Source organism: Porphyromonas sp. COT-290 OH3588, assembly GCF_000769075.1.
GTDB lineage: Bacteria > Bacteroidota > Bacteroidia > Bacteroidales > Porphyromonadaceae > Porphyromonas.
In genome coordinates this window covers 257,700-284,673 of record NZ_JRFC01000014.1, presented here as the reverse complement: position 1 = coordinate 284,673, position 26,974 = coordinate 257,700, and the positions used below count along the sequence as shown (strand labels likewise).

The 26,974-nt window shown below is 45.3% G+C and carries 26 protein-coding genes and 4 pseudogenes; 15 read left to right on the top strand and 15 right to left on the bottom strand.

The annotated features are described in order from the left end of the window. Positions 1 to 167: 167 nt before the first annotated feature. Positions 168 to 758, bottom strand: coding sequence for a transposase (locus tag HQ48_RS03005; protein ID WP_081969702.1), 591 nt, complete (start codon positions 756 to 758; stop codon positions 168 to 170). A 354-nt stretch (positions 759 to 1,112) separates the two neighbouring features. On the opposite strand from HQ48_RS03005, the gene HQ48_RS03000 reads away from it, so the two are divergent. The 4 genes and pseudogenes from HQ48_RS03000 to HQ48_RS02985 all read left to right on the top strand — a co-directional run bounded on the left by HQ48_RS03000 (position 1,113) and on the right by HQ48_RS02985 (position 4,201). After that, a complete protein-coding gene (locus HQ48_RS03000) occupies positions 1,113 to 2,132 on the top strand; it encodes a DUF6371 domain-containing protein (RefSeq protein WP_081969701.1) in 1,020 nt (339 codons plus the stop codon). A gap of 106 nt (positions 2,133 to 2,238) precedes the next feature. Beyond that, positions 2,239 to 2,587: pseudogene (gene mobC / locus HQ48_RS02995) on the top strand (plasmid mobilization relaxosome protein MobC). Continuing rightward, positions 2,584 to 3,509, top strand: a pseudogene (locus HQ48_RS02990) (relaxase/mobilization nuclease domain-containing protein). The pseudogenes mobC and HQ48_RS02990 overlap by 4 nt, the downstream one beginning before the upstream one ends. After that, positions 3,506 to 4,201 carry a hypothetical protein gene (locus HQ48_RS02985; protein ID WP_044231606.1) on the top strand — a complete coding sequence of 232 codons (696 nt, stop codon included), beginning with the start codon at positions 3,506 to 3,508 and terminating at the stop codon, positions 4,199 to 4,201. Before HQ48_RS02990 ends, HQ48_RS02985 begins: the two are co-directional and overlap by 4 nt. 59 nt (positions 4,202 to 4,260) lie before the next feature. Here the strand turns inward: HQ48_RS02985 and HQ48_RS02980 are convergent, their stop codons facing one another. Both HQ48_RS02980 and HQ48_RS02975 read right to left on the bottom strand, forming a co-directional pair. Beyond that, complete coding sequence (locus tag HQ48_RS02980; protein ID WP_044231605.1) at positions 4,261 to 5,406, bottom strand: ADP-ribosylglycohydrolase family protein; 1,146 nt, start codon at positions 5,404 to 5,406, stop codon at positions 4,261 to 4,263. 78 nt (positions 5,407 to 5,484) lie between these two features. Continuing rightward, a complete protein-coding gene (locus HQ48_RS02975; RefSeq protein ID WP_044231604.1) occupies positions 5,485 to 6,417 on the bottom strand; it encodes a site-specific integrase in 933 nt (310 codons plus the stop codon). Positions 6,418 to 6,512: 95 nt separating this feature from the next. Between HQ48_RS02975 and HQ48_RS09155 the strand changes: the two genes are divergently transcribed. Both HQ48_RS09155 and HQ48_RS08985 read left to right on the top strand, forming a co-directional pair. Then, entirely contained in the window at positions 6,513 to 7,739 is a 1,227-nt protein-coding gene (locus HQ48_RS09155) for a restriction endonuclease subunit S (RefSeq protein WP_044231603.1), read from the top strand. A gap of 17 nt (positions 7,740 to 7,756) precedes the next feature. Continuing rightward, a complete protein-coding gene (locus HQ48_RS08985) occupies positions 7,757 to 8,200 on the top strand; it encodes a DUF6078 family protein (RefSeq protein WP_052408946.1) in 444 nt (147 codons plus the stop codon). Positions 8,201 to 8,324: 124 nt separating this feature from the next. On the opposite strand, the gene HQ48_RS02960 is transcribed toward HQ48_RS08985, so the two are convergent. The 8 genes and pseudogenes from HQ48_RS02960 to HQ48_RS02925 all read right to left on the bottom strand — a co-directional run bounded on the left by HQ48_RS02960 (position 8,325) and on the right by HQ48_RS02925 (position 16,799). Then, a complete protein-coding gene (locus HQ48_RS02960) occupies positions 8,325 to 9,020 on the bottom strand; it encodes a restriction endonuclease subunit S (RefSeq protein WP_160225894.1) in 696 nt (231 codons plus the stop codon). After that, positions 9,007 to 9,633: a restriction endonuclease subunit S gene (locus HQ48_RS02955; RefSeq protein WP_044231602.1), complete on the bottom strand. Its 627-nt coding sequence runs from the start codon at positions 9,631 to 9,633 to the stop codon at positions 9,007 to 9,009. The genes HQ48_RS02960 and HQ48_RS02955 overlap by 14 nt, the downstream gene beginning before the upstream one ends. 3 nt (positions 9,634 to 9,636) lie before the next feature. Next, the gene (gene fic, locus HQ48_RS02950; protein WP_044231601.1) at positions 9,637 to 10,188 is read right to left on the bottom strand and encodes a protein adenylyltransferase Fic; all 552 of its coding nucleotides are present in this window, start codon (positions 10,186 to 10,188) and stop codon (positions 9,637 to 9,639) included. A 6-nt stretch (positions 10,189 to 10,194) separates the two neighbouring features. Then, complete coding sequence (locus HQ48_RS02945) at positions 10,195 to 11,799, bottom strand: type I restriction-modification system subunit M (RefSeq protein WP_044231600.1); 1,605 nt, start codon at positions 11,797 to 11,799, stop codon at positions 10,195 to 10,197. A gap of 10 nt (positions 11,800 to 11,809) precedes the next feature. Continuing rightward, on the bottom strand, positions 11,810 to 12,943 hold the full coding sequence (locus tag HQ48_RS02940; protein ID WP_044231599.1) for an AAA family ATPase: 1,134 nt from the start codon (positions 12,941 to 12,943) through the stop codon (positions 11,810 to 11,812). 4 nt (positions 12,944 to 12,947) lie between these two features. Next, positions 12,948 to 15,932, bottom strand: coding sequence for a type I restriction endonuclease subunit R (locus tag HQ48_RS02935; RefSeq protein ID WP_044231598.1), 2,985 nt, complete (start codon positions 15,930 to 15,932; stop codon positions 12,948 to 12,950). Positions 15,933 to 15,963: 31 nt separating this feature from the next. Then, positions 15,964 to 16,283, bottom strand: a pseudogene (locus tag HQ48_RS02930) (helix-turn-helix domain-containing protein). A 69-nt stretch (positions 16,284 to 16,352) separates the two neighbouring features. After that, entirely contained in the window at positions 16,353 to 16,799 is a 447-nt protein-coding gene (locus HQ48_RS02925) for a HipA domain-containing protein (RefSeq protein WP_235300187.1), read from the bottom strand. Positions 16,800 to 16,993: 194 nt separating this feature from the next. Here HQ48_RS02925 and HQ48_RS09445 point away from each other — a divergent pair, with 194 nt between their 5' ends. The 5 genes from HQ48_RS09445 to HQ48_RS09270 all read left to right on the top strand — a co-directional run bounded on the left by HQ48_RS09445 (position 16,994) and on the right by HQ48_RS09270 (position 19,800). Further along, entirely contained in the window at positions 16,994 to 17,413 is a 420-nt protein-coding gene (locus tag HQ48_RS09445; RefSeq protein WP_200879858.1) for a transposase, read from the top strand. Between the two features lie 77 nt (positions 17,414 to 17,490). Next, entirely contained in the window at positions 17,491 to 17,988 is a 498-nt protein-coding gene (locus HQ48_RS09440) for a transposase (RefSeq protein WP_200879857.1), read from the top strand. A 256-nt stretch (positions 17,989 to 18,244) separates the two neighbouring features. Continuing rightward, positions 18,245 to 18,733 (top strand): HU family DNA-binding protein, encoded by a 489-nt coding sequence (locus tag HQ48_RS02910; RefSeq protein ID WP_044231597.1) that lies wholly within the window; start codon positions 18,245 to 18,247, stop codon positions 18,731 to 18,733. 103 nt (positions 18,734 to 18,836) lie between these two features. Further along, positions 18,837 to 19,247 carry a hypothetical protein gene (locus tag HQ48_RS02905; RefSeq protein ID WP_044231596.1) on the top strand — a complete coding sequence of 137 codons (411 nt, stop codon included), beginning with the start codon at positions 18,837 to 18,839 and terminating at the stop codon, positions 19,245 to 19,247. Positions 19,248 to 19,254: 7 nt separating this feature from the next. Beyond that, on the top strand, positions 19,255 to 19,800 hold the full coding sequence (locus HQ48_RS09270) for a hypothetical protein (RefSeq protein WP_152568297.1): 546 nt from the start codon (positions 19,255 to 19,257) through the stop codon (positions 19,798 to 19,800). Here the strand turns inward: HQ48_RS09270 and mnmE are convergent. From mnmE to HQ48_RS02885, 4 genes are all read right to left on the bottom strand, one after another. Further along, positions 19,762 to 21,183: a tRNA uridine-5-carboxymethylaminomethyl(34) synthesis GTPase MnmE gene (mnmE, locus tag HQ48_RS02900; protein ID WP_152568296.1), complete on the bottom strand. Its 1,422-nt coding sequence runs from the start codon at positions 21,181 to 21,183 to the stop codon at positions 19,762 to 19,764. The two genes, HQ48_RS09270 and mnmE, sit on opposite strands and share 39 nt — an antisense overlap. Next, positions 21,180 to 22,109 (bottom strand): restriction endonuclease, encoded by a 930-nt coding sequence (locus tag HQ48_RS02895; protein ID WP_044231595.1) that lies wholly within the window; start codon positions 22,107 to 22,109, stop codon positions 21,180 to 21,182. Before HQ48_RS02895 ends, mnmE begins: the two co-directional genes overlap by 4 nt. Positions 22,110 to 22,140: 31 nt before the next feature. Further along, on the bottom strand, positions 22,141 to 22,491 hold the full coding sequence (locus tag HQ48_RS02890; protein ID WP_044231594.1) for an arsenate reductase family protein: 351 nt from the start codon (positions 22,489 to 22,491) through the stop codon (positions 22,141 to 22,143). Between the two features lie 72 nt (positions 22,492 to 22,563). Continuing rightward, a complete protein-coding gene (locus HQ48_RS02885; RefSeq protein WP_044231593.1) occupies positions 22,564 to 23,070 on the bottom strand; it encodes a ClbS/DfsB family four-helix bundle protein in 507 nt (168 codons plus the stop codon). Between the two features lie 812 nt (positions 23,071 to 23,882). Here HQ48_RS02885 and HQ48_RS02880 point away from each other — a divergent pair. The 4 genes and pseudogenes from HQ48_RS02880 to lipB all read left to right on the top strand — a co-directional run bounded on the left by HQ48_RS02880 (position 23,883) and on the right by lipB (position 26,914). Further along, positions 23,883 to 24,359: an SPOR domain-containing protein gene (locus HQ48_RS02880; protein ID WP_044188955.1), complete on the top strand. Its 477-nt coding sequence runs from the start codon at positions 23,883 to 23,885 to the stop codon at positions 24,357 to 24,359. Then, positions 24,359 to 25,375: a UDP-N-acetylmuramate dehydrogenase gene (gene murB / locus HQ48_RS02875; RefSeq protein WP_044231592.1), complete on the top strand. Its 1,017-nt coding sequence runs from the start codon at positions 24,359 to 24,361 to the stop codon at positions 25,373 to 25,375. Before HQ48_RS02880 ends, murB begins: the two co-directional genes overlap by 1 nt. 21 nt (positions 25,376 to 25,396) lie before the next feature. Next, positions 25,397 to 26,062: pseudogene (locus HQ48_RS09620) on the top strand (MBL fold metallo-hydrolase); the annotation flags it as partial. 141 nt (positions 26,063 to 26,203) lie between these two features. Then, a complete protein-coding gene (gene lipB / locus HQ48_RS09615) occupies positions 26,204 to 26,914 on the top strand; it encodes a lipoyl(octanoyl) transferase LipB (RefSeq protein WP_369794298.1) in 711 nt (236 codons plus the stop codon). Positions 26,915 to 26,974 lie beyond the last annotated feature (60 nt).

Below are 26,974 nucleotides of genomic sequence, written 5' to 3'. Positions count from 1 at the left end.
ATCGGTAAGCACGTGTTTCTTATACCCATACCGATAATGCTTGCCTTTGCGCACCCAACGAGCCTCTGCATCAACACCGGGCTTACCACTTTTCAGTGCATCATGATAAGCTTCCTCCTGTGAGAGAGCTTCCTCTGAACGAACATCTTCTCTGTCTTCCACCACCTCTATGACCACGTTACAGGGGCATAAGGGCTGTCTATAATGCTCGCATCAACAATGGCGCCTTGGTCAATACGGCTAATGCCATGTTTCTTGAACTGCTTGTTCAGCTCTCGAAGGAGTTTATCCATAATCCCTAGACGCGTTAGCTCCGAGCGAAAGCGACTGATGGTGCTATGATCGGGAGAGGGATAGCCAAGGTCTAAGCCTAGGAANAGTTTATCCATAATCCCTAGACGCGTTAGCTCCGAGCGAAAGCGACTGATGGTGCTATGATCGGGAGAGGGATAGCCAAGGTCTAAGCCTAGGAATTCACTGAAAAGCAGAGAATCATTGATGCGTTCCTCAACCTCATAATCGCTCAAACCATACCAAGTCTCTAGCAAAAGGATCTTGAACATCAGCAAGGCATCGTAGGCGGGGTTACCTACGGCATTCTGTGTCTTGGTGTACTTCTTGTTCAGCAGCGTGCGGATACCGCGCCAATCAACGCAAGCATTGATTTGGCGCAGAAAGGAGTGCTTCATACGGTCGCGACGAACCTGAGTATATACTTGTAGGAAGCTCGGAGCTTGTTCGGTTGGTTTAGTTGCCATGTCGATACANGTCGATACAGTTAATTACATATTAAAGATAGTAATAATCAGAGATATATACAACGTTTCTAACCGAAAAGAGGCAAAATGCCGTGCAACGGTCTCTTTTTATTTATTCAGTGAGCTTAGGTTAATAGCTCCAGCAGTCATGTGAGGGAGCAAGGCTTTATCTTGGGATACTCATGGCAGTAATCAGCTGCCTCTCGGTTTGCAGCGCTTTCGCCATGTCTATCGGATTGGGTATATACGGCGGCAAATTTTCGTATATAAGAAAATTTATCGGAGTATATGCGGAAATTTATTTTCGTATATAGAAACTTTGAGCGGTGCATTGCGCAATAGTCTCATAAGGGAGTGCGGACACGGCATACCTGCCCATCATGCGAATGTCCTCGATGCTTCGCTCGCTATATTGACACAGAGGGTAAAATAGAGTTTCCTGATAATGTGGGGCGGTGCGACCATGAGCAGAGGTGTGGCTATCACTTCACACCCAAGGCTTATTTCGCAGAACACCCGACAATGAAGGAAGAGTTGCATTCAACTTCTGAGCTTATTTACAAACCTGTCGTCCCCGCTCCTCCCTCTTTTATTGATAGGGAAATGATGGAGAAGACTCTAAAGGGGTACGAACTCAATAATCTTTATCTCTTTCTCTGTGGACGTCTGGGAAAAGAAAACACATTACAACTTATGCGACATTATCATGTCGGTACTTCCAGGCATTGGTCAGGAGCAACGATCTTTTGGCAAATAGACACCAGAGGACAAGTGAGAGCTGGTAAGATTATGCTTTACGATCCCGAAACAGGTAAGAGGATAAAGAAGCCGTTCAATCATATTACGTGGGTACATAGTCTGCTCAATCGCCCGAACTACAACCTACGGCAATGTCTTTTCGGGGAGCATCTCTTGTCACAAGAGACTCAAAAACCTGTGGCTTTGGTCGAGAGTGAGAAGACGGCTCTCATTGCCTCGTACTACCTACCCCAATATCTTTGGTTGGCTACTGGAGGAAAACATGGATGTTTCAAAAGTAGCAGTCTCACGCCTCTGTTGGGTAGGAACGTTATTCTTTTTTCAGATCTCGGTGCGACTGCATACTGGCAAGAAAAAATGTTGATGATGCAATCCATGGGAATAGAGGTTCAACTCTTCGACTATTTGGAAAGGCATGCTCCTTCCAAAGACCAACATGAAGGGTGCGATATAGTCGATTATCTCCTCCAAATCAAAACCAAAGAATCGGTGCTGAGCGAGTTGATCCAGCGCAATCCAGCCCTCAAACTTTTGGTAGAGAAACTTGAACTTCGAGTGGTCGAAGAGACCAGACCCACCAAGCCTCCTCTCCGAAAGAGAGGACTTCGTAGATAATGGAAGCAAGTTTGTGTTTTGGGTTACCCAAAACCTCCCCAACGCCCACCTCTCAGGGCGAAATAATCCCGATGGTCTCATCAATAAAACAAAAGAAACAATGACAATACAAGACAAAAATAGAGGTGGAAGACCCACCAAAAAACTATCTGAAAAGAGACGTTACTCCGTCCTACTCAAACTGAATACCATGGAATACTTTACGCTTAAAAGTAAAGCCTCTGAAGCTGGTGTCAATAAAAAACGAATACCTGCGTTCACTCATCTCTGAGGGGCAAGTCAAGGCTCGCATCACGGCAGAGCAAATGAAGGAAATCCGCCTCCTCTCAGGAATGGCGAACAACATCAATCAGATTGCTCATCACCTCCATACTTTCGGAGCATCCACTGTACCCACTGAACTAAGAATGTTGAAACTCTTGGTCGATGAACAACTCAAAAACTTGAAAAGATGATAGCGAAGATTATCAAAGGAAGCTCCTTAGCTGGAGTACTTGCCTATATCCTTGCTAAGGGAGAGGAAAAAGCTCGAGTACTCCATGCTGAGGGCGTGAGGAGAGAAGCCCCAGCCTCGGAGATTGCGAGCGACTTTGCCTTACAAGCCTCAATGCGCCCTAATGTAAAGAAACCTGTTTGCCATACTATTCTCAGTTTCTCTGCTGAAGATACAGAGCGTTTATCTGATAAGGAAATAACAGATTTAGCAAAGGAATATCTCCAACGAATATGGGCTACGCCGATACTCAATACCTCATCGTACGGCATCTTGACAGGGAGCATCCGCACGTACACATCTGCATCAATCGAGTGAATAATGAGGGGAAAACAATTTCAGACAGTAATGAAAAGTATCGCTCAGCAAAGGTTTGCAAAGAACTCACCGAGGCTAATCTGCTGAAATGGGGCGAAGGGAAAGAGGCTGTAAAACGTCATCGCCTAAGAGAAAATGATCAACTTAGGTATGCCATCTTTGATGCAATAAAAGCTGCACTACCTAAGTGCATGAACTGGCAAGAGCTTACCTCCGAACTGCAAAAGCGAGGTATTGAAGTACAATTCAAAACAAAGGGGCAAACTGAGAAAGTCGAAGGAGTTATTTTCTCTATGGATGGTGTCAGCTTTAGCGGTTCGCATATCGACCGCTCATGTAGCTACTCCAAACTCTCTTTTGCGTTAGAGCAATATGAAAAGCAAGCTCTTTCTCTGCCAGACCTACCTAAAGAGGAAGATTTTATCAAAGAATTGGGCGAAGCCATAGAAGACCTTGGAGAGAACTTATTCGACAGCAATGCGCCTGCCGTAGATGTTGCCGAACTCGTATTCCAACGAAAACTCAGAAATCAAGCTAATAAGAAACTAAAACGTAGAAGATTATGAACGACCAAATCAATGTCCTCCTCGAAGTATTAGAGGAAATCAAGCAACAGAACAGAGAACTCAAAGCGAGCATCTCCAATTTACCACAACCAACAGAGTCGCAAGGCGAAGTCGAGAACAGAAAGAATCTCGCAGGAATCGCCAAGATTTTAGAGGAGCAACTGGAGTTTCATCGTCGATTCAGAGAGGAACTTTGTCAAGTGATTGCTAAACTTGGAGAGCGCATCCACGAAATGAAGTCAGGCATTGCCGAGGTACCGATAAGTCAAGACGAAGCGACCGACAAACTCTTGACAGAACTTCAAACCAAACAAACCACACCTGAGATAAAGCTCTCCAAATACTACCTTTTCGATGTCAAACGCTGGGCAGAATGGCTCGTATGGGGAGTGATGGTTGCTATCCTTGCCTGCGTCATCGGTTGGGCAGCACATCTCTACGGTGTCAATCAAGCCCTTGATAGCTACGCCCTCCGTTATCGTATCCTACGAATGGAGCTCGGCTATACACAGCCAAACATCGCCAGCCTTGACAGCCTTTTCTCTTCCGAAGACTCAGACGACAGCATCCGCAAGCTTCGCTCTCGTGTCACGAACTACGAACTCGTAGTCGAACGCCAAGCCGAACTACACCTCCAACAGCAACGTCTCACCCAAGAACAAGAAGCCCTCACTCAACAACTCCAGCAGTAATAAGAAGTCGCCTAACAGCATCTTAGAGAATGCTGTTAGGTGCAATCGTTTTTATAAAGCTAGTCTTTATACTGAGAATAAGCCGACATATTTAGACCGTCAAGAGATATGGCCTCGATGAGAGCATGATAGGCCTTGCCCTCCTCATGCTGTGTGCAGTACTGTATTCGTGTGATGCGGTAAGTATGATCCTGCATCTCTTCTACTCTAAAGCGATTGAGTAGAAAGCCACTACGATAAACATAGTACCAACCATCGTCCCAATAAATGCCATAGCGAGCATCCCATCCAGTGTCGTGAGATAAGCGAATACGCTGATATTCCCTTTCACTTAGAGGTTTATGAGCTACGATATTAGGTAAATCAAACCATTGCCAAACTTCAACATTCGTTAAAGCTCTATTCTTGGGGAAGAAAGTTCGGAGAAGCTCTTTGTTCGACTCTATTAGCCCAAGCTCCACTCTATATAGTCCACTAAGTTCTTTGGGAAGAGATAGCATAAACTGAGTATCACTGCCTTTGCCATACTTCTCCTTGATAAATCCATACTCACAACTATACATTGCCTCAGCGATAGCTCCTGTCAAAGCTCCCAAGAGATGCTTGTCTCCATACGAACATTGCATAGCATTATGAAGGGCAGAAGTAAAGTCCCAGCTTTGTAGGAAGCATTGCCATGCATGATGGGCATAACCCAGTAAACTTACTTTGCCCTGAGGTTTCCAGTTCTTGATATAATGAATATCCTCCATTGCTTCCTGCTTCGTTGCCCCCTGACGTAGTCGGTAGATGATCTCCGCAATCTGAGTGAGATAGTACTCTTCTTTGCCTCCGTGAAACCTTCTTGAGTAGGCTAAAGTTGTTTCTAGAGGAGCATCACACCAGCCTCCAACAATGGATACTGCAAGATGCATTACACTCTTCACCTCCTTAGGGATAACGGCTTGATGCCCTGCCTCCGTCCAGTCGTTGAAGTCTGGACTGATATCTGTAATGCGATCTCGCTGTATTATCTCACGGATGTGTAGATAAAGGCTCTCCCATTCAACCTCGGATGATCCACGAAGCATCAGTTCCGTTAGACCAAGCACTGCAAGTCCAACCTCCGAAATGTTAGCCTTAGGAGCGATAAGCCTTTGATAAAAAAGGCTCTGATCACGCTCCCAAGTCCATGCTGCTAAGTCCCCTATAATTGCCCCTAACATATTCTTAATGACATATCTTGGACAAAGATAAGTATACTCACTGAGAGTACTTAAATACACTCATGAAGCTGATGATTCTTAGCCGAGGCTTTTGGTCATTTGGTCGATGACGCGACGCTTTTGGTCTAGGTTGGGGTGTACATACAGGTTGAGCGTGGTGCTGATGTTGGCATGACCGAGTAAGGCACTCACCGTCTTGTAGTCGCAGCCGCTCTCTATACAGCGAGTAGCGAAGCTATGCCTCAGCCCGTGAAACTTGAGCCGTGGCATATCTAACTCCTGCATCAAGGCTCGGTAATACATTCTATAGGTGCGGGGTTCGGTAGGTTTGCCCTCGTTCGTTAGGACATAATAGTCGGTATTGACGATTTTGCTTAGGGGCTTAATGATGGCTTTGAGGTCTCGGCTCAGTGGTATCTCACGCATAGAGTTACTTGTCTTGGGAGTACTCTCTACGATCTCGGTGTAGCGTGTACCATCAGGGCGAAGCATATAAATACGCTGGAGCGAACGGCTTACTCGTATTACGCCCTCCACAAGGTCTATATCTGACCACTTGAGGGCGCAAATCTCACCAATACGCATGCCCGTGCTTAGGCAAATTAGGATACCAAGGTTACGAAAGGTAAAGTGCTCCCGTACATACTGCATAATCTTGCGTTGATGCGTACGCGGCAGCACCTCGATGTGTGGAGCCATGCACGCTGTTGGATACTTCAGCTCCATCTCCACATACTGCCAGCCATACATCTTAATCGCATAGCGCAAAATCATCTTCAGCAGGATAATGAGGTCTTTAGTTGTCTTGAGACTTAGCCCTTCTTGCAGTTTGTCGAGGATAAACCCCTGAGCCTGCTCCTCCGTAATAGATTGATGCTCACGGAAGGCTGGCAGTAGATGCTTTTCGATCTGGAGGGCATAGATTGAGTAGGTACCGCGCTTGACGAATTGTTCTTTGTTTGCCAGCCACGTACGAGCCACTTCGGCGAATGTGTTTACGTCCCGTTTCATAATGTTTTTGTGTTTAGGGTTAATAGTTAGAAACTCGTCATAAGGTAACTCTAAAAATCCTTAAGGCTACTTGCCAACCAACGAGATGTCCCCCTTTGCGCTTCCCAGACTTCAACGACGACTGGAAAGAAACAACACTCGGAGAGATATGCTCTATTCTTGGAGGTGGAACACCAAGAACAGAGATTCAAGAGTATTGGAATGGAGATATCCAATGGTTTACTCCTTCTGAAATAGGACTAAATAAATTCGTATCATATAGCGATAGAACAATAACCACAGAAGGATTAAATAATTCAGGGGCAAAACTTCTCCCTATTGGTACAATTCTATTGACAACAAGAGCGACTATTGGGGAGATGTCAATCGCAACTACTCCATGTACAACTAACCAAGGCTTTCAATCTCTGGTGGCTGATAGTAGATATACTTACACAGAGTTCATATATCAAAAGATTAAAACGCTCAAGAACGAGCTCTTTACTAAAGCAAATGGGTCTACATTCAAAGAAATATCAGCGACTGAGATACGTTCCCTTGCCCTTTCTTTGCCCACCCTTGCCGAGCAAAAGAAGATAGCGGACTTTTTGAGCTTGATTGACGAGCGCATACAGTCGTGTAGCGAAACAATTAAGGAGCTTAAGACTCAGAAAGCGGGTCTACTCAATCNGAAGATAGCGGACTTTTTGAGCTTGATTGACGAGCGCATACAGTCGTGTAGCGAAACAATTAAGGAGCTTAAGACTCAGAAAGCGGGTCTACTCAATCTGCTATTCAGCCAAAAGCTCCGATTTCCCGACTTCACAGACGAATGGACGCAGACAACACTCGGCGAGATACTTGACTATGAACAACCAACGCTCTACATAGTCAATAATACAGACTACTCAAATGATAGCAGTCTTATTCCCGTCTTAACAGCTAACAAGTCTTTTGTGCTTGGTTATGTAAACGAAGAAAATATATATGATAAAGGAGAATGTATTATCCTCGATGATTTTACTTTAGACATAAAGTTTGTTGATTTCCCATTTAAGGTAAAGTCATCAGCAATTAAGATACTAACGGCAAAGAAAAGTGTTAATATCAAGACCATATATAACTATCTGTTATTTATGAATCTTAGAGGACAGGAGAAGGATCATAAGCGACATTATATCTCAGAGATTCAGCCATTATCTATTTCTCTGCCCTCACTAGAGGAGCAGAAGAAGATAGCGGATTTTCTGAGTTTGATTGACGAGCGGATAGAGGTAGAAGAGCAGTTGCTACAACAATACGAAAAGCAAAAGCGTTATCTACTCAAACAGATGTTCGTCTAATCAAACACTTAAACGCTATGGCAGTAGATTTTCGTCCCGAACTGATGCGCAAAGATATCGTTTACTGCATGCGCAGTGAATGCCCCCTTGCATCGTCTTGTCTCCGTTATTTGTCGTACAAACACTCTGAGGGCTTTTCGACACATAGTTTTGTAGATCCTCGCACGCCACTCACTGGGCGAGGGTGCAAACAGTATGTAAGCAATGAGGTGCAGCGTATGGCTCGGGGCTTCAAGTCTGCTATGGGATTGGTACAGCATCGTAGCATTGCGCAGCTCCGCGCCCACATTTGTTACGAATTAGATTGGGGGCGCAGCCACTTCTACCGCTATGCATCGGGAGAGTACCTACTGACTCTGGAGCAACAAAAACAAGTTACAGAGATATTTGCAGAGTTTGGCGTAGCCCCTAAGGACGGTGTTTTTGATTCTTATGAAGAGTCTTACGAAGTTTCTTATTAGAGGTTTCTTTCGATTATCCTTATAATCTTTCCGTCCCATCGTTGTGGGACTGCGTTCCCATAATGATGGGAATACAATCCCACAACGATGGGATTATTGTTTATTAAGGTATTTGGTTAGGGTACTAGACGAACATATTTCGGAGCAAATACTTCTTTTGCTCTTCATACTTCTTAAGTAGTTGCTCTTCTACCTCAATCCGCTCGTCAATCAAACTCAGGAAGTCCGCAATCTTCTTCTGCTCGGCTAATGATGAAGGGAGGGAGAGAGGAAGAGCGAAAAAGTCGGAAACAGCTATATTCAAGAGTCCATGATTTCGTGCTCCTTCGGCTGAAATGCTTTGTATATAGTTATGCCACTGAGAAGTTTCAAAGAAATGAGCAAGAAAAGATGTGTCCTCCTTAAGTATAGCAAAGCATATATATAAGGTTGATAAAACTCCTTCATTATAATTGTCGAGTCGCTTGATTGCTCCCCATGGATAGTCTGTCGAACTACTCCTATTGTAGGCAAATTCTCCCTTGTTTAACAGGTAATATCCTTCTATGTTTGTACTTGCGACCGTCTTATTGAAGAAATCTCGTTGGTCTATCAATCCATATTGAGCAGAGATTGTAAGTACACGCTGTGTCGTATTACCCACATTCTTACGAGTAATTCTCTCGGCTATCTCTCCGAGTGTTGTCTGCGTCCACTCGTCGTTGAAGTCGGGAAAGCGGAGCTTTTGGCTGAATATCTGATTGAGTAGACCCGCTTTCTGAGTCTTAAGCTCCTTAATTGTTTCGCTACACGACTGTATGCGCTCGTCAATCAAGCTCAAAAAGTCCGCTATCTTCNTTGAGTAGACCCGCTTTCTGAGTCTTAAGCTCCTTAATTGTTTCGCTACACGACTGTATGCGCTCGTCAATCAAGCTCAAAAAGTCCGCTATCTTCTTCTGCTCAGTAAGGGAGGGATACCTAAAAAGTACACTTTTAACAACCTCTGCCGATAGATTTCCCTGCCCTCCTTGAAGATATTTCTTGACTACACGACTATAGTTTCTTTGCCAATGATAGAAAACATAATGTTTATTGAAATCACAATAAGGTCTTATACATAGTATTGCTTGGTTAATAGCCCCTCGTATTTGAGATATGGCAATGTCTCCACTAGTCGCTCCATATAGAGCAAGTAATATATCCTCTACCTCAACAAGTTTAGCCGAAGAATTATATAGAGCCGATTTTGAAATCTTGATTTCAGTATTCTTTGAATGTATCTCTCCTGAGCGAATAAATGGAATATCACCTTCGTAAAATTCTTTTTGAGTAGTAGATGGAGTTCCACCAGAAAAGAAAGAAGCTATCTCTCCGAGTGTTGTCTGCGTCCAGTCGTCGTTGAAGTCTGGGAAGCGCAAAGGGGGACACTTGGGGATTTTATTAATCGTTGCCATCGTCTACTGTCTTTTATAGCCCTCGTAATAGTAGGACTGCTCAATACCTTTGAATATCATCTCTCTATCGTCTACCTTATCAGTGAGTGCTGGCTGTAGGAGTACTCTCAGCTCTAAGTCATTGATTGGGCTACGCTCCATAGCTTGTAGGTAGAGATCCTTATCTACCTGAGACCAATCAACTACTCGTCCAAGTCTATGCTTGAGGATCATATCCAGCCAAATGCGTGTAGCCCGCCCATTCCCCTCCATAAAGGGATGTGCGATATTCATCTCGACATATTTGGCAATAATCTGCTCAAATGTTTGCTCGGGCATCTGCTCGATAACTGGCAGAATAGCCTCGAGGTACATACAATTAGCAAATCGAAAACCTCCTTTGGCGATATTGAGTGTACGCAGTTTGCCTGCGAAGTCGTATAGCCCAGCGAATAGAGCGTGGTGTATCTGAGAAAGTCCCCGAAAGGTACCGACCTCGATTCGATCGATTGCTCCCGAACGGAATAGCTCAAAGGCTCGCTCAAGGCTCAGGGCATCTATTTGGTTCGTCGTCATAGTCTTTTACTGAATTAGTCCGAGTTCACGCAGATATACATTGATTTGGCTATCGAGGTCGGCACGGCGAGCCTCGAGCGTCTTAATCTCGGACATGACGGCTTGTATGTCAATCTCTTCTTCTTCCTCGAAGGTATCGACATAGCGAGGAATGTTGAGGTTGTAGTCATTTGCTCGGATTTCGTCGAGTGTTACACGGCGAGCATATTTGTCGATCTCACGGCGGTATTGGTAGGCATCGATAATTTTATCAATGTCATTGGGTTCGCCATTTTGCCCCATACGTAGGCGGTTTTGCTTCTTATCCTTGGCAAAATTACGGCTTGCATCGATGAAGAGGACGTCATCTGCTGTACGACATTTCTTGAGTACGATGATACAGACAGGAATGCCTGTGGAGTAGAAAAGTTTGGAGGGCAGCCCGATAATGGTATCTATGTATCCGTCCTCAAGTAGCTTTTGGCGAATGGCACGCTCTACCCCTCCTCTAAATAGCACACCATGTGGCAAAATAATCGCCATCGTGCCATCTGGGCTAAGATAATGTAGCCCATGCAAGAGAAAAGCAAAGTCGGCCGCCGATTTTGGTGCTACACCATAGTTTTGAAAGCGGAAGTCTTGGGCTGTCTCTTCTTTTGGCGCCCATTTGAGGCTAAAGGGTGGATTAGCGACAATGGCATCGAACTCTACCTTGTCTGTAGGATTAGGATTATTCAGGAATGACCATTCGTTGGTGAGCGAATCTCCATGAAAGATCTCGAACTCCGTGTCCTTGACTCCGTGCAGAATCATATTCATACGAGCCAAGTTGTATGTGGTCACATTCAGCTCTTGCCCGTAGATACGACCGATACGATCCCCCATCTGCTTGCGGACATTGAGCAAAAGTGAACCAGAGCCACAGGCAAAGTCGAGTACTCTCTTGATCCCGTCCTTCATGCCTCGTTCGGGATTCTGTGCATCGAGCGACACGATACGAGACAGAATGGTAGATATGGCCTGAGGCGTGTAGAACTCACCTGCTTTCTTGCCCGAGCCTGCGGCGAATTGCTCTATCAAGTATTCGTAGGCATCCCCCAGAGTATCTACCTCGGACGAGAACCCGCCGATCCCCTCGGCTATCTTCTGTATAATGGTAGCGAGCTTGGTATTCTTTTGGCTGTAGGTCTTGCCGAGTTTCTCAGATGAGAGATTGACTTCTGAGAAAAGACCAGAGAAAGTTCGCTCAAAAGATTCGTTTTCGATGTATCTAAATCCCTCGTTCAATATATTCAAGAGCTCCGAGCTCTGTGTGCGTGCTAACTCTGCGATATGGCTCCATAGGTACTCGGGCTTGATGACATAATGGATCTTGCGCCGCATCTGAGCCTCAAACTCCAAAATATCTTCGCTATTAAGGGTATACCATCTCTGCAGAGCAGTCTCTCCTTGATTTAGGTTTGTTTCATCGGGGTAGTCTCTGCCTAGTTCTCGGCGTGCCACCTCCTCGTAGTTGTCAGAGAGGTAGCGCAGGAAGAGAAAAGAGAGCATATAGTCACGGAAATCATCGGCATTCATCGTGCCACGTAGCTCATCTGCTATTGCCCATAGGGTCTTGCCTAGTACTGTCATACGTTATTTATTAAGCCTCAGAAGAAGCAAAAATTTCGGGGTTAAACTTATAATTCTTTGTAAATGCAGTTAGTATTTGTTTAAATAACTCTTTGTTGTCATCCAACATCTCAATAGGTTCGTATAAAGAGTAATTCCCATGAGTTAAGATGTTTATCATACGATTGTAGAGATTGGATTCATTTGAAATGTCTTCATTCTTGAAACACTCTTCAATATTGCTATATCCATGGAACGAAGCGGCTCTCTCAAGCACATTGCGCAGCATTGCAAAGTGATAGGTATATAGTTCTCCTGATTCAGAACGCTTCCACAACTCTTCCAACATTGCAACGTGGAGAAATCGAGGGGTATCTCTTGTATAGGTGATACTATAACATTCTTCTCCATCTTTTTTGAGGTGTAGGGTGCCAAGATCTTCCCTCTTCTTTACACTATCCTTGAAAACATTCCAAAGAGCGTTATAGAATAGGGAATGGTGCGTTGAAATAACGACTTTTACCGATTCATCCCTAAATATCTCAGCTAGCAAAACTGCTACTGCGACGGCATTGTTGTCATCCAAAGATGAGATGGGGTCATCAATGTAGATATATTTTACCCAAGAGTAGCCCTCATCCCCATCTAACACCAATTGTACTATGGCCAAGAAAAAACACCAAATAAAGATTGTTTCTTCTCCTCTTGAGATTTTAATATTATCTATAGTTCCCTGATTAGGGGCCTCTTCTATCTCTCCTTGAGGATCCCCTTCTTCCTTAGGAATCAGATCTCTTGAAAAAGAGATACTCCCTTCGTCATAGTCTATTCGAAAGTCAATGTCAGAAAAACGACTCCAAAATCTTCTAATCTTATCTTCTAGTGCATACTCTTTGGCTCCACTAAGAAATGTTGAATATAGATTCATTTTAAGTACTCGATCTGAATCTCTGTCAAGATCGTTGTCCCAAGAAAATAAATCTTCAGTAAAGGCGTTGAAGTATAGAGTATCTGACTGGCCTTCTATTTTTCCAAGGTTTTTGAACTCCACAGACAAACGTGTCTTTCCCACACCATTATAGGCATACAGGAGAATGATTTTCTTTTTCATTAACCTGTTCTTAAGCTCTTGGGCTAATTGCCTTAAGTCATTGAATTGCTCCATAGTTCTAGACTTTATAAGCGGATAGACCTGCTATATGTTGCCCTTTGGCCAAGAGCGAGAATAGGGGCATCAGATCTGCGACCAGTGCTTTCTCCTGCTGCACACGCTGCTTCCAGCCTAAGTCTTGCTCGTAGAATAGGGCTGAGAGCTGGTCAGCATCGAAGATCATACGATCTAGTACCGAAGAGATAAAATCCGAGAGAGATTCTATAGCTACATTGTAGCGATGAGCAATCTCCTTGATACGGCTCTGGAGCTTATTGGTTTTAAATGCTTGATATTGCTCAGAGACTTCCTTGACCGTAAGGCCATTGACAACCTCTAGGTGTTCGATATAGTCTAGAATATCCTCTTGCTCCTCAATCAGATTGCTATGCGAAGCGACGAGGCGCACAAGCTCCTCCTTGGTCAGTTTCTGCTGACTAGGTGACTGGGAGGTCAATCGAGCGATTAGCCCCATGATATAATCGTAGTCAATAATTGCCGAAGAGAATAACACAAACTCGAAATCTATTTCTTCTATATGGGCGTTTTGCATATCTACTGGCTGATCCTGTGTATAGTCCTTTTGATGGTTACGCAGGGTTTTAGCCGTCTCGAGATAGGCAGATCTAAAGCCATTGAGTCTCTCCGGTGGCATTAGCTTCTCGATCTTCTCTTGATCCTGAGGATCTATGTAGATATACTGGCTGAGCTGAGTATTGAGTTTCTGTACCTCTTTGAAGTAGTCCACAAACTCAGCCTTGGCTGTATCTCCAAGCAAATTATATACATTTTCTGGCTCAGCCTCTAGCCCCTTGGACTCCATAAAGCTCGTGAGCTGCTGGATAGCTATTTCATACTGTTCAACAACTTTATTTGCTGGCTCAACCAGCCAGATCTTGGGGTCTTGATCCTCGTCTCTGACTCCTGAGAAACGTTGTACAGCATCATTAACGGCTGATTCCTGAAAACGAAAATCTAAGATCTTTCCAAAATTTTTGGTTTTGTTGAGCGTACGATTGGTACGAGAGAAAGCTTGTATAAGGCCGTGATATTTAAGATCCTTATCTACATAGAGGATACCTAGATATTTGGAGTCAAAACCCGTGAGGAGCATATCTACGACGATCGTGATATCGATCTTTTGCTCCCGTGGGTACTCCGCCCATTTCTGGTCTTTGATGCGCTTCTGCACATCTTGGTAGTAGAGATCAAACTCCGCGAGACTGTGGGCACAACCATATCGGCTATTATAGTCCGAGATGATCTCTTGTAGGGCTTGCTTCTTACCCGAAGGGTCGGTCTGGTTGTCTAGCTTCTCCTGCTCTAGATCCTCTTGCATCTGTTCGACATCTTTATTGCCCTCGGCTGGAGGAGAGAAGACACAGGCGATACTGAGTGGGGTAAAGTTGGGATTAGTAGCTTGACATTCGGCTTGAAGCGTTTTGAATAGCCTGTAATACTCAATGGCATCGTTGATACTACTCGTCGCGAGAATGGCATTGAAACAACGAGAGAGCGAGATGGTATCATGCTTAGAGAGAATTTCCTCTATAATCGCTCTTTTGGTGACCAAACTACGATCTCGCACATACTCACCATTGGAGCGATAATAGTCTACATTGAAACGCAATACATTTTCATCCTCAATGGCATTGGTAATGGTATAAGTATGTAGAGGCTTCTGGAAAATATCATCGGTAGTGAGCTTTGAGGCTTCCTGTCCATCAATCTTAATCTGTACAGCATTCTCTTCAAAAATCGGTGTGCCTGTAAATCCAAAGAGCTGGGCCTTAGGGAAGAAAGCTTTAATAGCCTTATGGTTATCACCAAATTGGGAGCGATGACATTCGTCAAAAATAAAGACTACACGCTTGTCAGATAGAGGCCTAAGCCGTTCATGGTAGTTTTTCTTGTGTTTAGGATCAAGAGCAATTCCGAGCTTCTGTATCGTCGTGACGATAACCTTGTCGGCATAGTCGGTAGACTCAAGTCTCCGAACAAGCGTTTCTGTATTGGTATTTTCTTCTACGCAGCCTTGCTGAAACTTATTAAACTCATCTCGAGTCTGTCGGTCTAGATCCTTACGATCCACAACAAATAGACATTTCTCTATATTGGGGTTATCCTTAAGTAGGGTTGATGCCTTAAAAGAGGTAAGCGTCTTGCCCGAACCTGTAGTATGCCAGATATAGCCATTGCCACGGTTCTCCTCGATGCATTTAATGATAGCCTGTACGGCATAGATCTGGTAGGGGCGCATAATCAAGAGTTTGCGCTCACTAGCCACCAAGACCATATACCGACTGATAAGCTCTCCAAGGGAGCATTTGGCAAGGAGTCTTGTCGCAAAACTATGTAGGTGCCGTATTTTATGGTTAGTCTCATCTGCGAGATAATAGACTGGTAGGTATTGCTCTTTGGCATCAAAGAGAAACTCTTTCGGGTTATTGTTACTAAAATAGCATGTATCTCCTTCGTTACTCACGATAAAGAGCTGCACAAAGCAGAGCAATGTGTTCAGATATCCGTTGCCCGTATCGTTTTTATAGTTAACAATCTGTTGCATGGCTACACGAGGCGAGATCTTGTGTGCCTTGAGCTCTATCTGCACCAGCGGTAACCCATTGATGAGAATAATCACATCGTATCGGTGGTGGCTACTGTGTGTGTTGATGCGCAACTGATTAATGACTTCATAGTCATTCTTGCACCAATCCTTGATATTAACTAAAGTGTAGTTAAGTGGTGTGCCGTCCTCTCTCAAGAAGAGGTTACGCTCTCGCAGTAAACGAGATGCATCATATACATCTGGCTTGGTAATCTCCGACAGAAGTCGCTCAAACTCTCGATCAGTCAATTTCACGGCATTGAGCTGCTCAAACTTGTGCCTAAAGTTGGCCTCTAAAGTTGCTCTATCCTTGATATCATGTCTATAAATATACTTCAAGCTCTCTAATCGTTTGATTAGGCGCTCTTCTATCGTTTGTTCTTCAGTTGTATACATAGTATGTAAATACTTACTATATTATCTATCTCTATATTTTCTTGCTGGTACGACGGCGATTGATTAGGGAGAGGTCTTGCAGGCGACGACCAAGTTCGTCTGCACCCGCTAGGTGAAGTAAGTCATCCTCAAGTTGGAGGGCATAGAGCACTCGTGGTAGATACCTATCGCCACTGTTGGCGAACCTTTCTCGATGCGACCGACAGTTAAAGGCGAACAGGTCGCTCGCTCAGCAATCTGAGCGATGCTTAGATTACGACGCAGTCGGGCAAGCTTGATCTGCTCACCGACAATCTGCATTTTTTGCTCCAGTTTCCGAGGGAGTTTTGTTCCCATTGTATTCTTTGGCATACACTCGATCTATCATATGATGTGTAAATATACCGATTTATTCAATCTGATATATGCTTTGAGGTAATATTAGATTTGAGAGAATTTGAGGAGAATGAATTCGATGTATTGCCTCTGCATATCCTCAGGGAGGAAGCTCTGGCGGATGCAGGCTTCCCATTCCGGGTGGATGTGTTGGAATCGAGCGAAAATATTGTCACACACTTTCTCATCCAGTCTAGAGGCTGTCATCGCTTCGAGGAAGTGCTGGCGAGTGAGTTTGCGCTTTTTGCCACAGAGGGTCAATGCAAGTTCTTCTGTATCCTCAGGAATAACAAGTGCCGTAGACAGCAGGTCGTAAGCTGGAGTGAGTTGATATTCATTTCCCTCTGGAGCATAGAGCGAGTAATTCTTGAGGTGCATATCGGCATTACCTATCAGCCACGAAAAGAGTACCTGTTCCCAGTACGAGACCGTTGCACGGCATTTTGCCTCTTTTCGGTTAGAAACGTTGTATATATCTCTGATTATTAGCATCTTTAGTATGCAATTAACTGTATCGACATGGCAACCAAACCAACCGAACAAGCTCCGAGCTTCCTACAAGTATATACTCAGGTTCGTCGCGACCGGATGAAGCACTCCTTTCTCCGCCAAATCAATGCTTGCGTTGATTGGCGAGGTANGCTCCGAGCTTCCTACAAGTATATACTCAGGTTCGTCGCGACCGGATGAAGCACTCCTTTCTCCGCCAAATCAATGCTTGCGTTGATTGGCGAGGTATGCGCACGCTGCTGAACAAGAAGTACACCAAGACACAGAATGCCGTAGGTAACCCCGCCTACGATGCCTTGCTGATGTTCAAGATCCTTTTGCCAGAGACTTGGTATAGTTTGAGCGATTATGAGGTTGAGGAACGCATCAATGACTCACTGCTTTTNGCCTACGATGCCTTGCTGATGTTCAAGATCCTTTTGCCAGAGACTTGGTATAGTTTGAGCGATTATGAGGTTGAGGAACGCATCAATGACTCACTGCTTTTCAGCGAATTCCTAGGCTTAGACCTTGGCTATCCCTCTCCCGATCATAGCACCATCAGTCGCTTTCGCTCGGAGCTAACGCGTCTAGGGATTATGGATAAACTNTCCTAGGCTTAGACCTTGGCTATCCCTCTCCCGATCATAGCACCATCAGTCGCTTTCGCTCGGAGCTAACGCGTCTAGGGATTATGGATAAACTCCTTAGAGAATTGAACAAGCAGTTCAAGAAACATGGCATTAGCCGTATTGACCAAGGTGCCATTGTGGATGCCAGTATTGTAGACAGCCCTTATGCTCCCGATGGGAGNCTCAGAAGTGGTAAGCCCGGTGTTGATGCAGAGGCTCGTTGGGTGCGCAAAGGCAAGCATTATCGGTATGGGTATAAGAAACACGTGCTTACCGATGATCAAGGCTTGGTAGAAGCCCTCATTACAACCCCCGCTAATTGTGCCGATACGGTTGCTTTGCCCGACTTAATCGAGAAATCCGAGTTGTCATCAGGGGTAAGTGTCCTAGCGGACAAAGGCTATTGTAGCAAAAAGAATTCGGAGTACTTGGCTGGTCGTGGCTTGGTGGATGGCATTATGCTCAAGGCTATTCGGGGGAAGACTCTTAGTGAGAGTCAGAAGGCATTCAACCGTGTGATCAGTAAGACAAGGTGCTTNGGGATGGGGATAGGGGGATAGTATTCAAGGCTCCCCAAGCCGCTCAAACACGCAAAAAACACCGAGAAAGATACAAGAAACTTTGAGCGGCGCATTGCCGCAATAGTCTCCGGATTGGGTATATACGGCGGAAAAATTTCGTATATAAGAAAACTTATCGGAGTATATACGGAAATTTATTTTTGCATATACAAAAATATCTCTACCTTTAAGTCGTGATAAAAGCACATAGATATCACGAAATTAAATCACTAATTAACAGTTAATTAAGATCACTATGATTAAGATTAAAGCAATCGAGAGAAAAGCGGGCTTCGGCAAGACCAGCAAGACGCTTTGGTACCCTGCAATTCATTTGCATTCTGATGTAAAGTTCGAGGAGTTTATCGAACTCGTAGCGGACGAGACGACAGTTTCTTCGGCTGATGTTAAGGCCGTGTACGACCGCTCTGCTAAGGTGCTTATTCGTCTGCTCCAAGACGGAAAAAGCGTTGATTGTGGCGACTTAGGCACGTTCCGCCCTAGCATCACGGCTAAGACTGGTTCGGGTGTCGATAGCGCCGATAAGGTCAGCATCGAACTCGTAGACAAGGCGAAGGTCATCTATACGCCTCGTGTTAAGGTTAAGACGGCGCTCAAGGGCGTTCGCATGGAGCGTGCCGAGCGCGTGCTCGATGTGCCTTACGCCTCTTCGGGCAAGAAGGACGAAAAGCCCAACGGCGACGGCTCTTCCCCCTCCGACAACAACGGACACACCGGCCTGTAAACGCTTGCATAACAATTATAATTGTCTGAGATGTATACCTCTATAAAGCCTGATATACATCTCAGACATTTAGTATATTTGCAGAGAAAATGCTAAATACAGTATGCTAAATATCTTTTGTGAATATCTCAATAAGAAGGAGATAACATTTAATACACGACTAATAGGTCGTATTAATGAGGTTTCTTTCAGCTTCGAAGAACTGAATTTCTTGTTTATGTATTCAAATGATGCTCCTTCTTATTTTCGTATGATGCTACCTCGTATTTTTGAACTTGGTTCTGATGATAACCAAGAAAAAGAAGTACGACGTAAGATTGATGAACTTAATCTTTCTTTTAAAGTTGCGAAAGCTATCATAGTTAATGATGGAGAACAGCGAATAGTCTGGATTGTCTTTGAACAATTTGCATACTCAGAGATAGGAATATCACACTTGTTCGACAGTGGGATTGCCGTATTACGTGGGTTTATTCAAGAATTCAGAGCCTTTGAGATGAGCTTAAAACAATGATAAACATATGAATTTTTGTAGGAAAATTATTGGTTGTATATCGAGTACGAAATCTCCACATTTTTGGTGGATTGTAGGGATTGAAACATTGTTAATTGTACTCTTAGTTTCGTTTATCTGTGTACATTATATTGAATATGAAAACAAAATCGATGGGGATAAACTACTATCCTATATATCGTATGCATCGACTCTTTTATCTGTAATTTTATCCATATTTGCAATCCAATATACTTATTACTCACTTGAAAGCACACGCAATCAACTTAATGATATTAATGCTGTCTCTAAACAAACTCAAAAGGTATTAGGAAACATCAATAGCCTATCAGAAAAAACAAAAGATTCCCTAGAGAAAATCAATGCTGTTGGAGACAAATTAGATTCGAATATCAATGAAATATTGCAAAAAATTACGGGAATAGAAGCTAAACAAGATCAGTTAATGAATCCACAAGGAGGAATATCAACAACACAAGCTACTAATGTCATATCTTCTACAACTAATACTTCCTTACTTGCCGATGCAAAAGTGGGCGAAGATGTAGTGTAGGGTGTCGTCGCTGGTGATTTCCCGGCCAGTGATTTCGCCGATCGAGGTAATGGCGTGCCTGAGGTCGAGCGTTAAGAGGTCGGTCGAGAGCCCCATATCAAAACCCGAACGCATGCGCAGAAGAGCATCAAGGGCATCACGCAAGAGTTGATGATGGCGGGCATTGCTCACAATTAGGTCGGCTTCGCTTGCCTTAGCCGTATCCATTACTTGGGTGAGTGCCCCTTGTAGTTCGTTTATCCCCTTGCCCTCACGAGCCGAAATGAATATCGGTTTCGTAGGCGTTGAGAGCTTCGTTTGCAGAGCCTCGCTGAGCCCGATTCGGTCGGTCTCGGTGAGGCTTTCGCTTTTATTGACAAGTAGAATAAATGTTCGCTCCCCCTTTTCATCCCAAATACTTTTGATGTAGTCCAGTTGGCTAGCTTCATTAAGACGTGTGCCGTCCACTACGGCAAGAATGATGTCTGCCTCTTTGATTTTGTTTCGGCTACGCTCAATGCCAAGACTCTCTATGGTATCGGTGGTTTCACGAAGCCCAGCCGTATCAACGAAACGAAAGAGGTAGCCCCCAATGTGCATTGTGTCCTCGATCGTGTCTCGAGTCGTGCCGTGTATGTCGCTCACGATAGCTCGCTCCTCGCCAAGGAGGGCATTGAGTAGCGTGCTTTTGCCGACGTTCGTTGTGCCGACAATGGCAACGGGGATACCACGCTTCACGGCATTGCCGAGGCGATAGCTGTCGATGAGTTTTTGGAGTTTAAGTTCGATGTGGTCACAAAGTGCAAGGAGCTCGGTACGGTCGGCAAACTCTACATCTTCCTCGGGGAAATCAAGTTCTAATTCCATAAGCCCTGTTAGGCGTAAGAGTTCCTCTCGCAGAGCATTCAGCTCCTCGCTATACCCACCACGCAGTTGCTTCATTGCCATTTGGTGTTGTGCCTTGCTCTCGCTGGCGATGATGTCCGCTACTGCCTCGGCACGACTCAAATCCATACGTCCATTGAGATAAGCACGGCGAGTAAATTCGCCCGGCTGAGCCATACGGCAACCCTGATTGATGAGAGCCTCGAGGATGCGCTGACGAATATAAACAGAGCCGTGACAAGAGATCTCGACCGTATGCTCGCCCGTAAACGAATGAGGCGCAACAAAAGGCGTAACAACGACCTCGTCAATGAGTTCGTCTGCCTCCACAAACTCGCCATAGAGGGCATAACGAGGCTTCGCTTCGCTGAGATTTACGGTCCTCTCTCGCTGACGAAAGAGCGGACTCATGAAGCGGAAAGCATCCGCACCGGACACACGAATAACAGCGATACCACCCACACCCGGAGCAGTCGCCACAGCACAAATCGTATCGGAAGAGAGAGGAATATGCATCATTTATCTTCGTCTAAATAGTTTGCCCAAAAATCTTGGTCTAGCTTCTTAATCTCATATATAGCCTCTGATTGCATTCCAAGACCATACTCATAGATATATTCAGACAAACGGTCGCCATTTATCAAGACAATATTTTTGTCTGTTAGCTTATTTACATATTTGTAAGCTCCAGCGGTAAAATCTGAGGTTGTGATGAAGATGCCTTTGTTTGATTGAGCAGTAGAGATAGCTCCAACAAATTGCTGAATGTCTTGCCTCCCAACACTAGTACTTCTTGCATGCCTCTTAGCTTGTATATAGATATGCCCAAGCCCAAGGACATCTTCCTTTATAATACCATCTATTCCTCCATCATTTGAGGGTTGCGTTTGCTTGTGAGCATCTTGAATTGCCCCTCCATAGCCCATGGTTTTGAGAAGAGAGAGGGTTAATCGCTCAAACTCTCCTGGCTTTTTCTGTAAAATGACATCCAAGATTTCTTGTTTCCGCATCTCTTTCATCTCTTGATATGCTTCATCAATGGTGTCCGTCGGACTAGCTCCATTATCTTTGAGTGGTTCGGCATTCATCATATCCATATTCTCTTCATTATGAGAACTCTGAGAGGCAACAGAATGTGTTTGTTCAGAAATATATCCTTCAATCGACCCTTCTTCCTTGAGTTTTTTCCTGCCTAAATCACTAATGCGATAGATTCCTTGCTTAGGTTTCTCAACTAACTTTGAACGAAATAAGCGACTCAAGCACCAAGCAACTCTTCCATAAAATACATTATTTCCTTTAGAACTAGTTTGGATGTATTCCTCGTCCAAAATATTATGCCTCTCTTTTAGGAATAGGCTCATATTTTGCGTAGAGACATCGTCCTTTTCATTTAAGATTTCAAGAGATGTTAAATAGAGGTCTTTACATTTAGGTAATGCCATGGAATTATACTTTTATTTTTCTGAAATGATTTCATTTTACTGCTTTTGCCCACTCCTCGGGCTTGAAGCCGACGAGGACGAAGGTGTCTGAGACGAGCAGGGGACGCTTGACGAGCTTGCCGTTGGTCGCAAGCAGGGCGATCTGTTCGGCTTCGGTCATGGTGGGGAGCTTGTCTTTGAGGGCTAGCTCTTTGTAGAGCACACCACTCGTATTGAAAAACTTCTTGACGGGTAGACCGCTTCTGCCGATCCATTCGGTTAGTTCGGCTTCGGTAGGTGCCTCGTCCACGATGTGGCGAAGCTCTACGGCTACCCCCTCTTCGGCAAGCCATTTCTTAGCCTTCTGACAAGTGCCACAGGCTGGATATTGTATAAAAATCATCGTTAGCTACTTATTGGGTTGTATGTGCACAAAGATAGGGAATATTGAAGTGAGGGAAGTTGGCGTTGAAGCCTATCCCTTCGTCTTGATGTGGCGTTTGAGCTTCTTAATCGCCCAATCGTAGTGGCTAGAGGTCGCCGAAACGAAATAGCTGCCGAGCGAGGTTGTTCCCGTCCAAGGGAAAAACTGCTTGGTAAATAGAGCTTCGTCGGTAAATGGCTCTAAGGCTTGTAGCGTAGCTTGATGGCTATCCGCAAGAAGCTCTTTCGCCTTGCTTAGTGGCGTAGACTGATGCTTTCGCCAGATCTCTACATTCATATCGGGATAGGTGCGCCAATTGTACGGCTCGGGGAGGAAAGGGCTTGAGATGTCTGACATATTTCTCTGAACGAACAGAAGGAGTAGCTGATGCCATTCGTAGAGATGAATCAAGATATCTCTGAGGTTTCTATCCCGATCTTCGAACGAAAAGGTTTGCTCTTGCTCCTCTGGCGACAGGGTATTGATTAGTTTGAGTAGCTTCTCGTAATTCTCTTGGCTCTGCTGGATGAGCATTGCTTTGGTTGTAGGACGTGGCATAAGGCAATGTTTTAATCAGATACTTTTATGTAGCACAAAGATAGGGAATTGTGGGTGCTTATTCCGCCCCTATCGTGTAGGGGCAGGGGAAAGCCTCGCAGCCTATTTCCTCGAGATTTGTGATGCCAGAAGACCGATATGACCGCCCAGTTTGTCGGTTTTCCTGCTTATTCTTCTACTTTACTGTTAAGGTATGTAAAGGATTTGTCCTTGTTTCTTGTGAAATAGAAGGGCACTTCCTGAAGATTTGTGGCGTCCTTGAGCAAGATTGTAGGACTGATTCGTCTGGATTGATGGGCTAATGCCGCAAGACATACCCATCAACTCGCAGATATTGATGGGAAGAATCTCTCAGAAGTCAGCTTGGGCTTGTTGAGATTGCTTGGAGTTTTGTTTTATATATTTGTTTATGAGTTGTTTATGTAAATGGCGTTTTAAGCGGGTATTGCCCATGCGCTGGGAGGTAAAGCCAGCGGAGGGGATAAATGGAATCTAGGGCATGCTAGGGGGCAAATACGGCATTCGTGATTTTGAGGCTCGGGAAGACCTTCTGCTCCTAATTGGAGTTCAAGTAGCATACATAGTTGTATAAATATGTAATTGAGGGTTGTGGAGGTTGGATTTTGGCTACACGCTATTTGCGTTTTGTTTACAATGATAAACAAATAAACCGTAAAAAGCGTATGTTATTAGGTGTTTTGTTGGGCGATATTGGGATAAGTTTTGTACCTTTGCTAAGCTGTTATAGATATATGTAGCAGCTTAGTCATAGATAATTTAAGTATTAACTAAACATCAAATACAGATTTGTCATGAAGAAGATTCTGATCGTTTGCTCAGCACTTGCTCTAGTAGTTGGTTTGGGCTCTTGTCGTCCTAAGAAGAGTGCCTACCGCAAGGCTTACGAACAAGCTAAGCAGCGCGAGATCGCCACTCAAGATACCGATCGTACCATCACTTACGAAGAGCCAGCTCCATCGGCAAGCCAGATGCAGCCTATCTCTGTGCGTAAGGAACGTGTGTCAGCGATCGAGGGAGAGAACTCCAACAATCTCAAGCGCTATAGCGTAGTTATCGGTAGCTTCCAGAACCCAACGAATGCACGTGCCCTAAAGGATAGAATGGTTGAGAAGGGCTATAACGCTGTCCTCGCCAAGAACGACTATGGTATGCTACGTGTGATCGTAGCGAGCTTCAATAGCCGTGAGGAGGCTGCAGCCAGCCGTGATGCGGTTAAGGCTCGTTTTGCTCCAGACTTTAAGGATGCTTGGCTACTTGAGAACGAGTAATGAAAATCGAAAAAGATTTTTCACTCAAGCACCATAATACATTCGGTATAGACGCTCAGGCGGATTGGTTCGTCACCTACGATAGTGTAGATGACCTTCGGATCCTTGTCCGTGACGAATACTTTCAGGAGTGTCGCTATCTGCATATTGGCGAGGGAAGTAACTTACTCTTCCTCGCCAATTTTCATGGTATCGTCCTGCGCTCTGGCATCACAGGCATAGAGGTGCTGCGAGAGAGCGCCGAGGAGATAGAGCTGCGTGTGGGCGCTGGTATGATCTGGGACGACTTCGTGGCCTACTGCACCGAGCATGGCTACTACGGTGTGGAGAACTTATCTCTTATACCCGGGCAGGTCGGCTCGTCTGCCATTCAAAACATTGGGGCCTATGGTGTAGAGGTCGAGCGCTTCATCACCTCGGTACACACCCTACATCGGCGGTCTGGTCAGGAGCGTTGCTTCTCTAGAGGGGAGTGTGCGTATGCCTATCGACACAGCACTTTCAAAGAAGCGGAGCAGGCGGACTATATCGTCACACACGTGGACTTTCGCCTGAGCAAGGTCGAGCATCTCGCTCTTGACTATGCAGACCTCAAGCGCTACTTCGCAGAGCACGACACCAAGCCTACACTTACGTCTGTACGCCAAGCCGTCATTGAGATACGCCAAAGAAAGCTCCCCGACACACAGATACTAGGCAATGCTGGGAGCTACTTCATGAATCCAATAGTGCCAGCCCAAGTAGCCGATCGCCTACGCCAAGCCTATCCACAGATGCCCGTCTATCCACTAGAAGATGGGCGTGTCAAACTCGCAGCTGGTTGGCTTATCGATCAGTGCGGGCTCAAGGGCTATCGTATGGGGCGAGCAGGGGTCTATGAACATCAGGCCCTCGTATTGGTTAATCATGGAGGAGCGACAGGACAGGAGATCGCCACTCTAGCGGAGTATGTGCAGCAAGCTGTCCTCGAGCGATTTGCCGTAGAGGTTTATCCAGAGGTGAAATATATCAGTTAGCCTCTTGTATTTAGTATTTTCATGAAGCTTATCATCTTAGGCTCTGGTACTAGTACGGGAGTCCCAGAGGTCGGCTGTGGCTGTGGCCTGTGCCAGAGTAGTGACCCTCGGGACAAACGCCTGCGTACCTCGGCACTTATTATCACTGATGAAGACAAACGCATCTTGATCGATTGTAGCCCTGACTTTCGCCAACAGGCTCTGCGTCTAGGGCTGGATCGTATCGATGCAATCCTGCTTACACACGAGCACTATGACCATATCGGGGGGCTAGATGATCTGCGCACCATAGCTTGGCGCACAGAGGTGCCTATATACGGCCAGCAGCGTGTACTGCAAGCCCTGCGTCAGCGTCTGCACTATGTCTTCGGTGCTCACCCCTATCCCGGGACGCCTCAGCTTGTACTCCGAGAGATTGAGGCAGGTATATCCTTCGACCTCTTTGGCCTAGAGATACGCCCTCTGTCGGTGATGCATGGCAAACTCCCTATATTGGGCTATGAGATAGGGGAGATGACCTACATTACGGATATGAAAACGTTGGAGGGCGAGGAGTGGGAGCGTCTGTCCCAGCAGCGTCTGGTGGTGATCAATGCCTTGCGTATGCTCAAGGAGCACCCGTCGCATCAGTCTATTCGTGATATTTTGGCGCATCTGTCCGAGCTCAAGGATAGGCCCGAGTTGATGCTCCTGACGCATCTGTCGCACCATGCCCCCTCGCATAGGGCTATGCTTGAGCTCCTTCCTAGCCATATTCGGCCTGCATACGATGGGCTATGCCTCTCGTTGCAGCCCGAGAGTATTAGGGCGACCGAGCAGTCTGCCCCTATTGCCCCCTTTGATTATATGGATTGTGGGCGCATTGCCTACGCCGAGGCATGGGATTTGCAGCACAAACTCTTTGATCGGATCTTGGAGCAGAAGCGTAGGGGAGAGCCGACTGAGAGCTTCCTGCTTTTCTGTGAGCATAACCCTGTCTTCACACTTGGTAAGAACGGAGTCGAGGGTAATATGCTCATGAGCGAGGCCTACCTCAAGGAGCAGGGTTACGACTGGTTTAGAGTAGAGCGTGGGGGAGATGTTACCTACCATGGCCCGGGTCAGATAACAGGTTACCCCATTCTAGACCTAGAGCGCTATGGTCTTGGCTTAAGGACCTACATAGACCTAGTTGAGGAGTCTATCATCGAGCTGCTTGCCCTCTATGGTCTACGGGCAGAGCGCAACCCTGCTGGGACGGGCGTTTGGCTCGATGCTGATAAGCCTGCTCTGGCACGTAAGATCTGTGCGATAGGGGTAAAGAGTAGCCGCTATGTGACCATGCATGGCTTTGCCCTCAACGTCAATACAGACCTAAGTCCCTTTAAGCTTATCAACCCTTGCGGTTTCAAGGAAGGGAAGGTGAGCTCGATTGCCCAAGAAGTGGGCTACGAAGTCGATTTTACTGTCGTCAAGCATCAGCTATCGGCGATATTTTTTAACAAACTAAAAGCCTTGCAGAACGTACAGTGCCCGAACCTTTGCCACATCGAAGGCTAACATGGTTCGCTTTGCGCCCGTAACTGGAGGGTTACAATCAAAAATTTATGGAAGAATTAA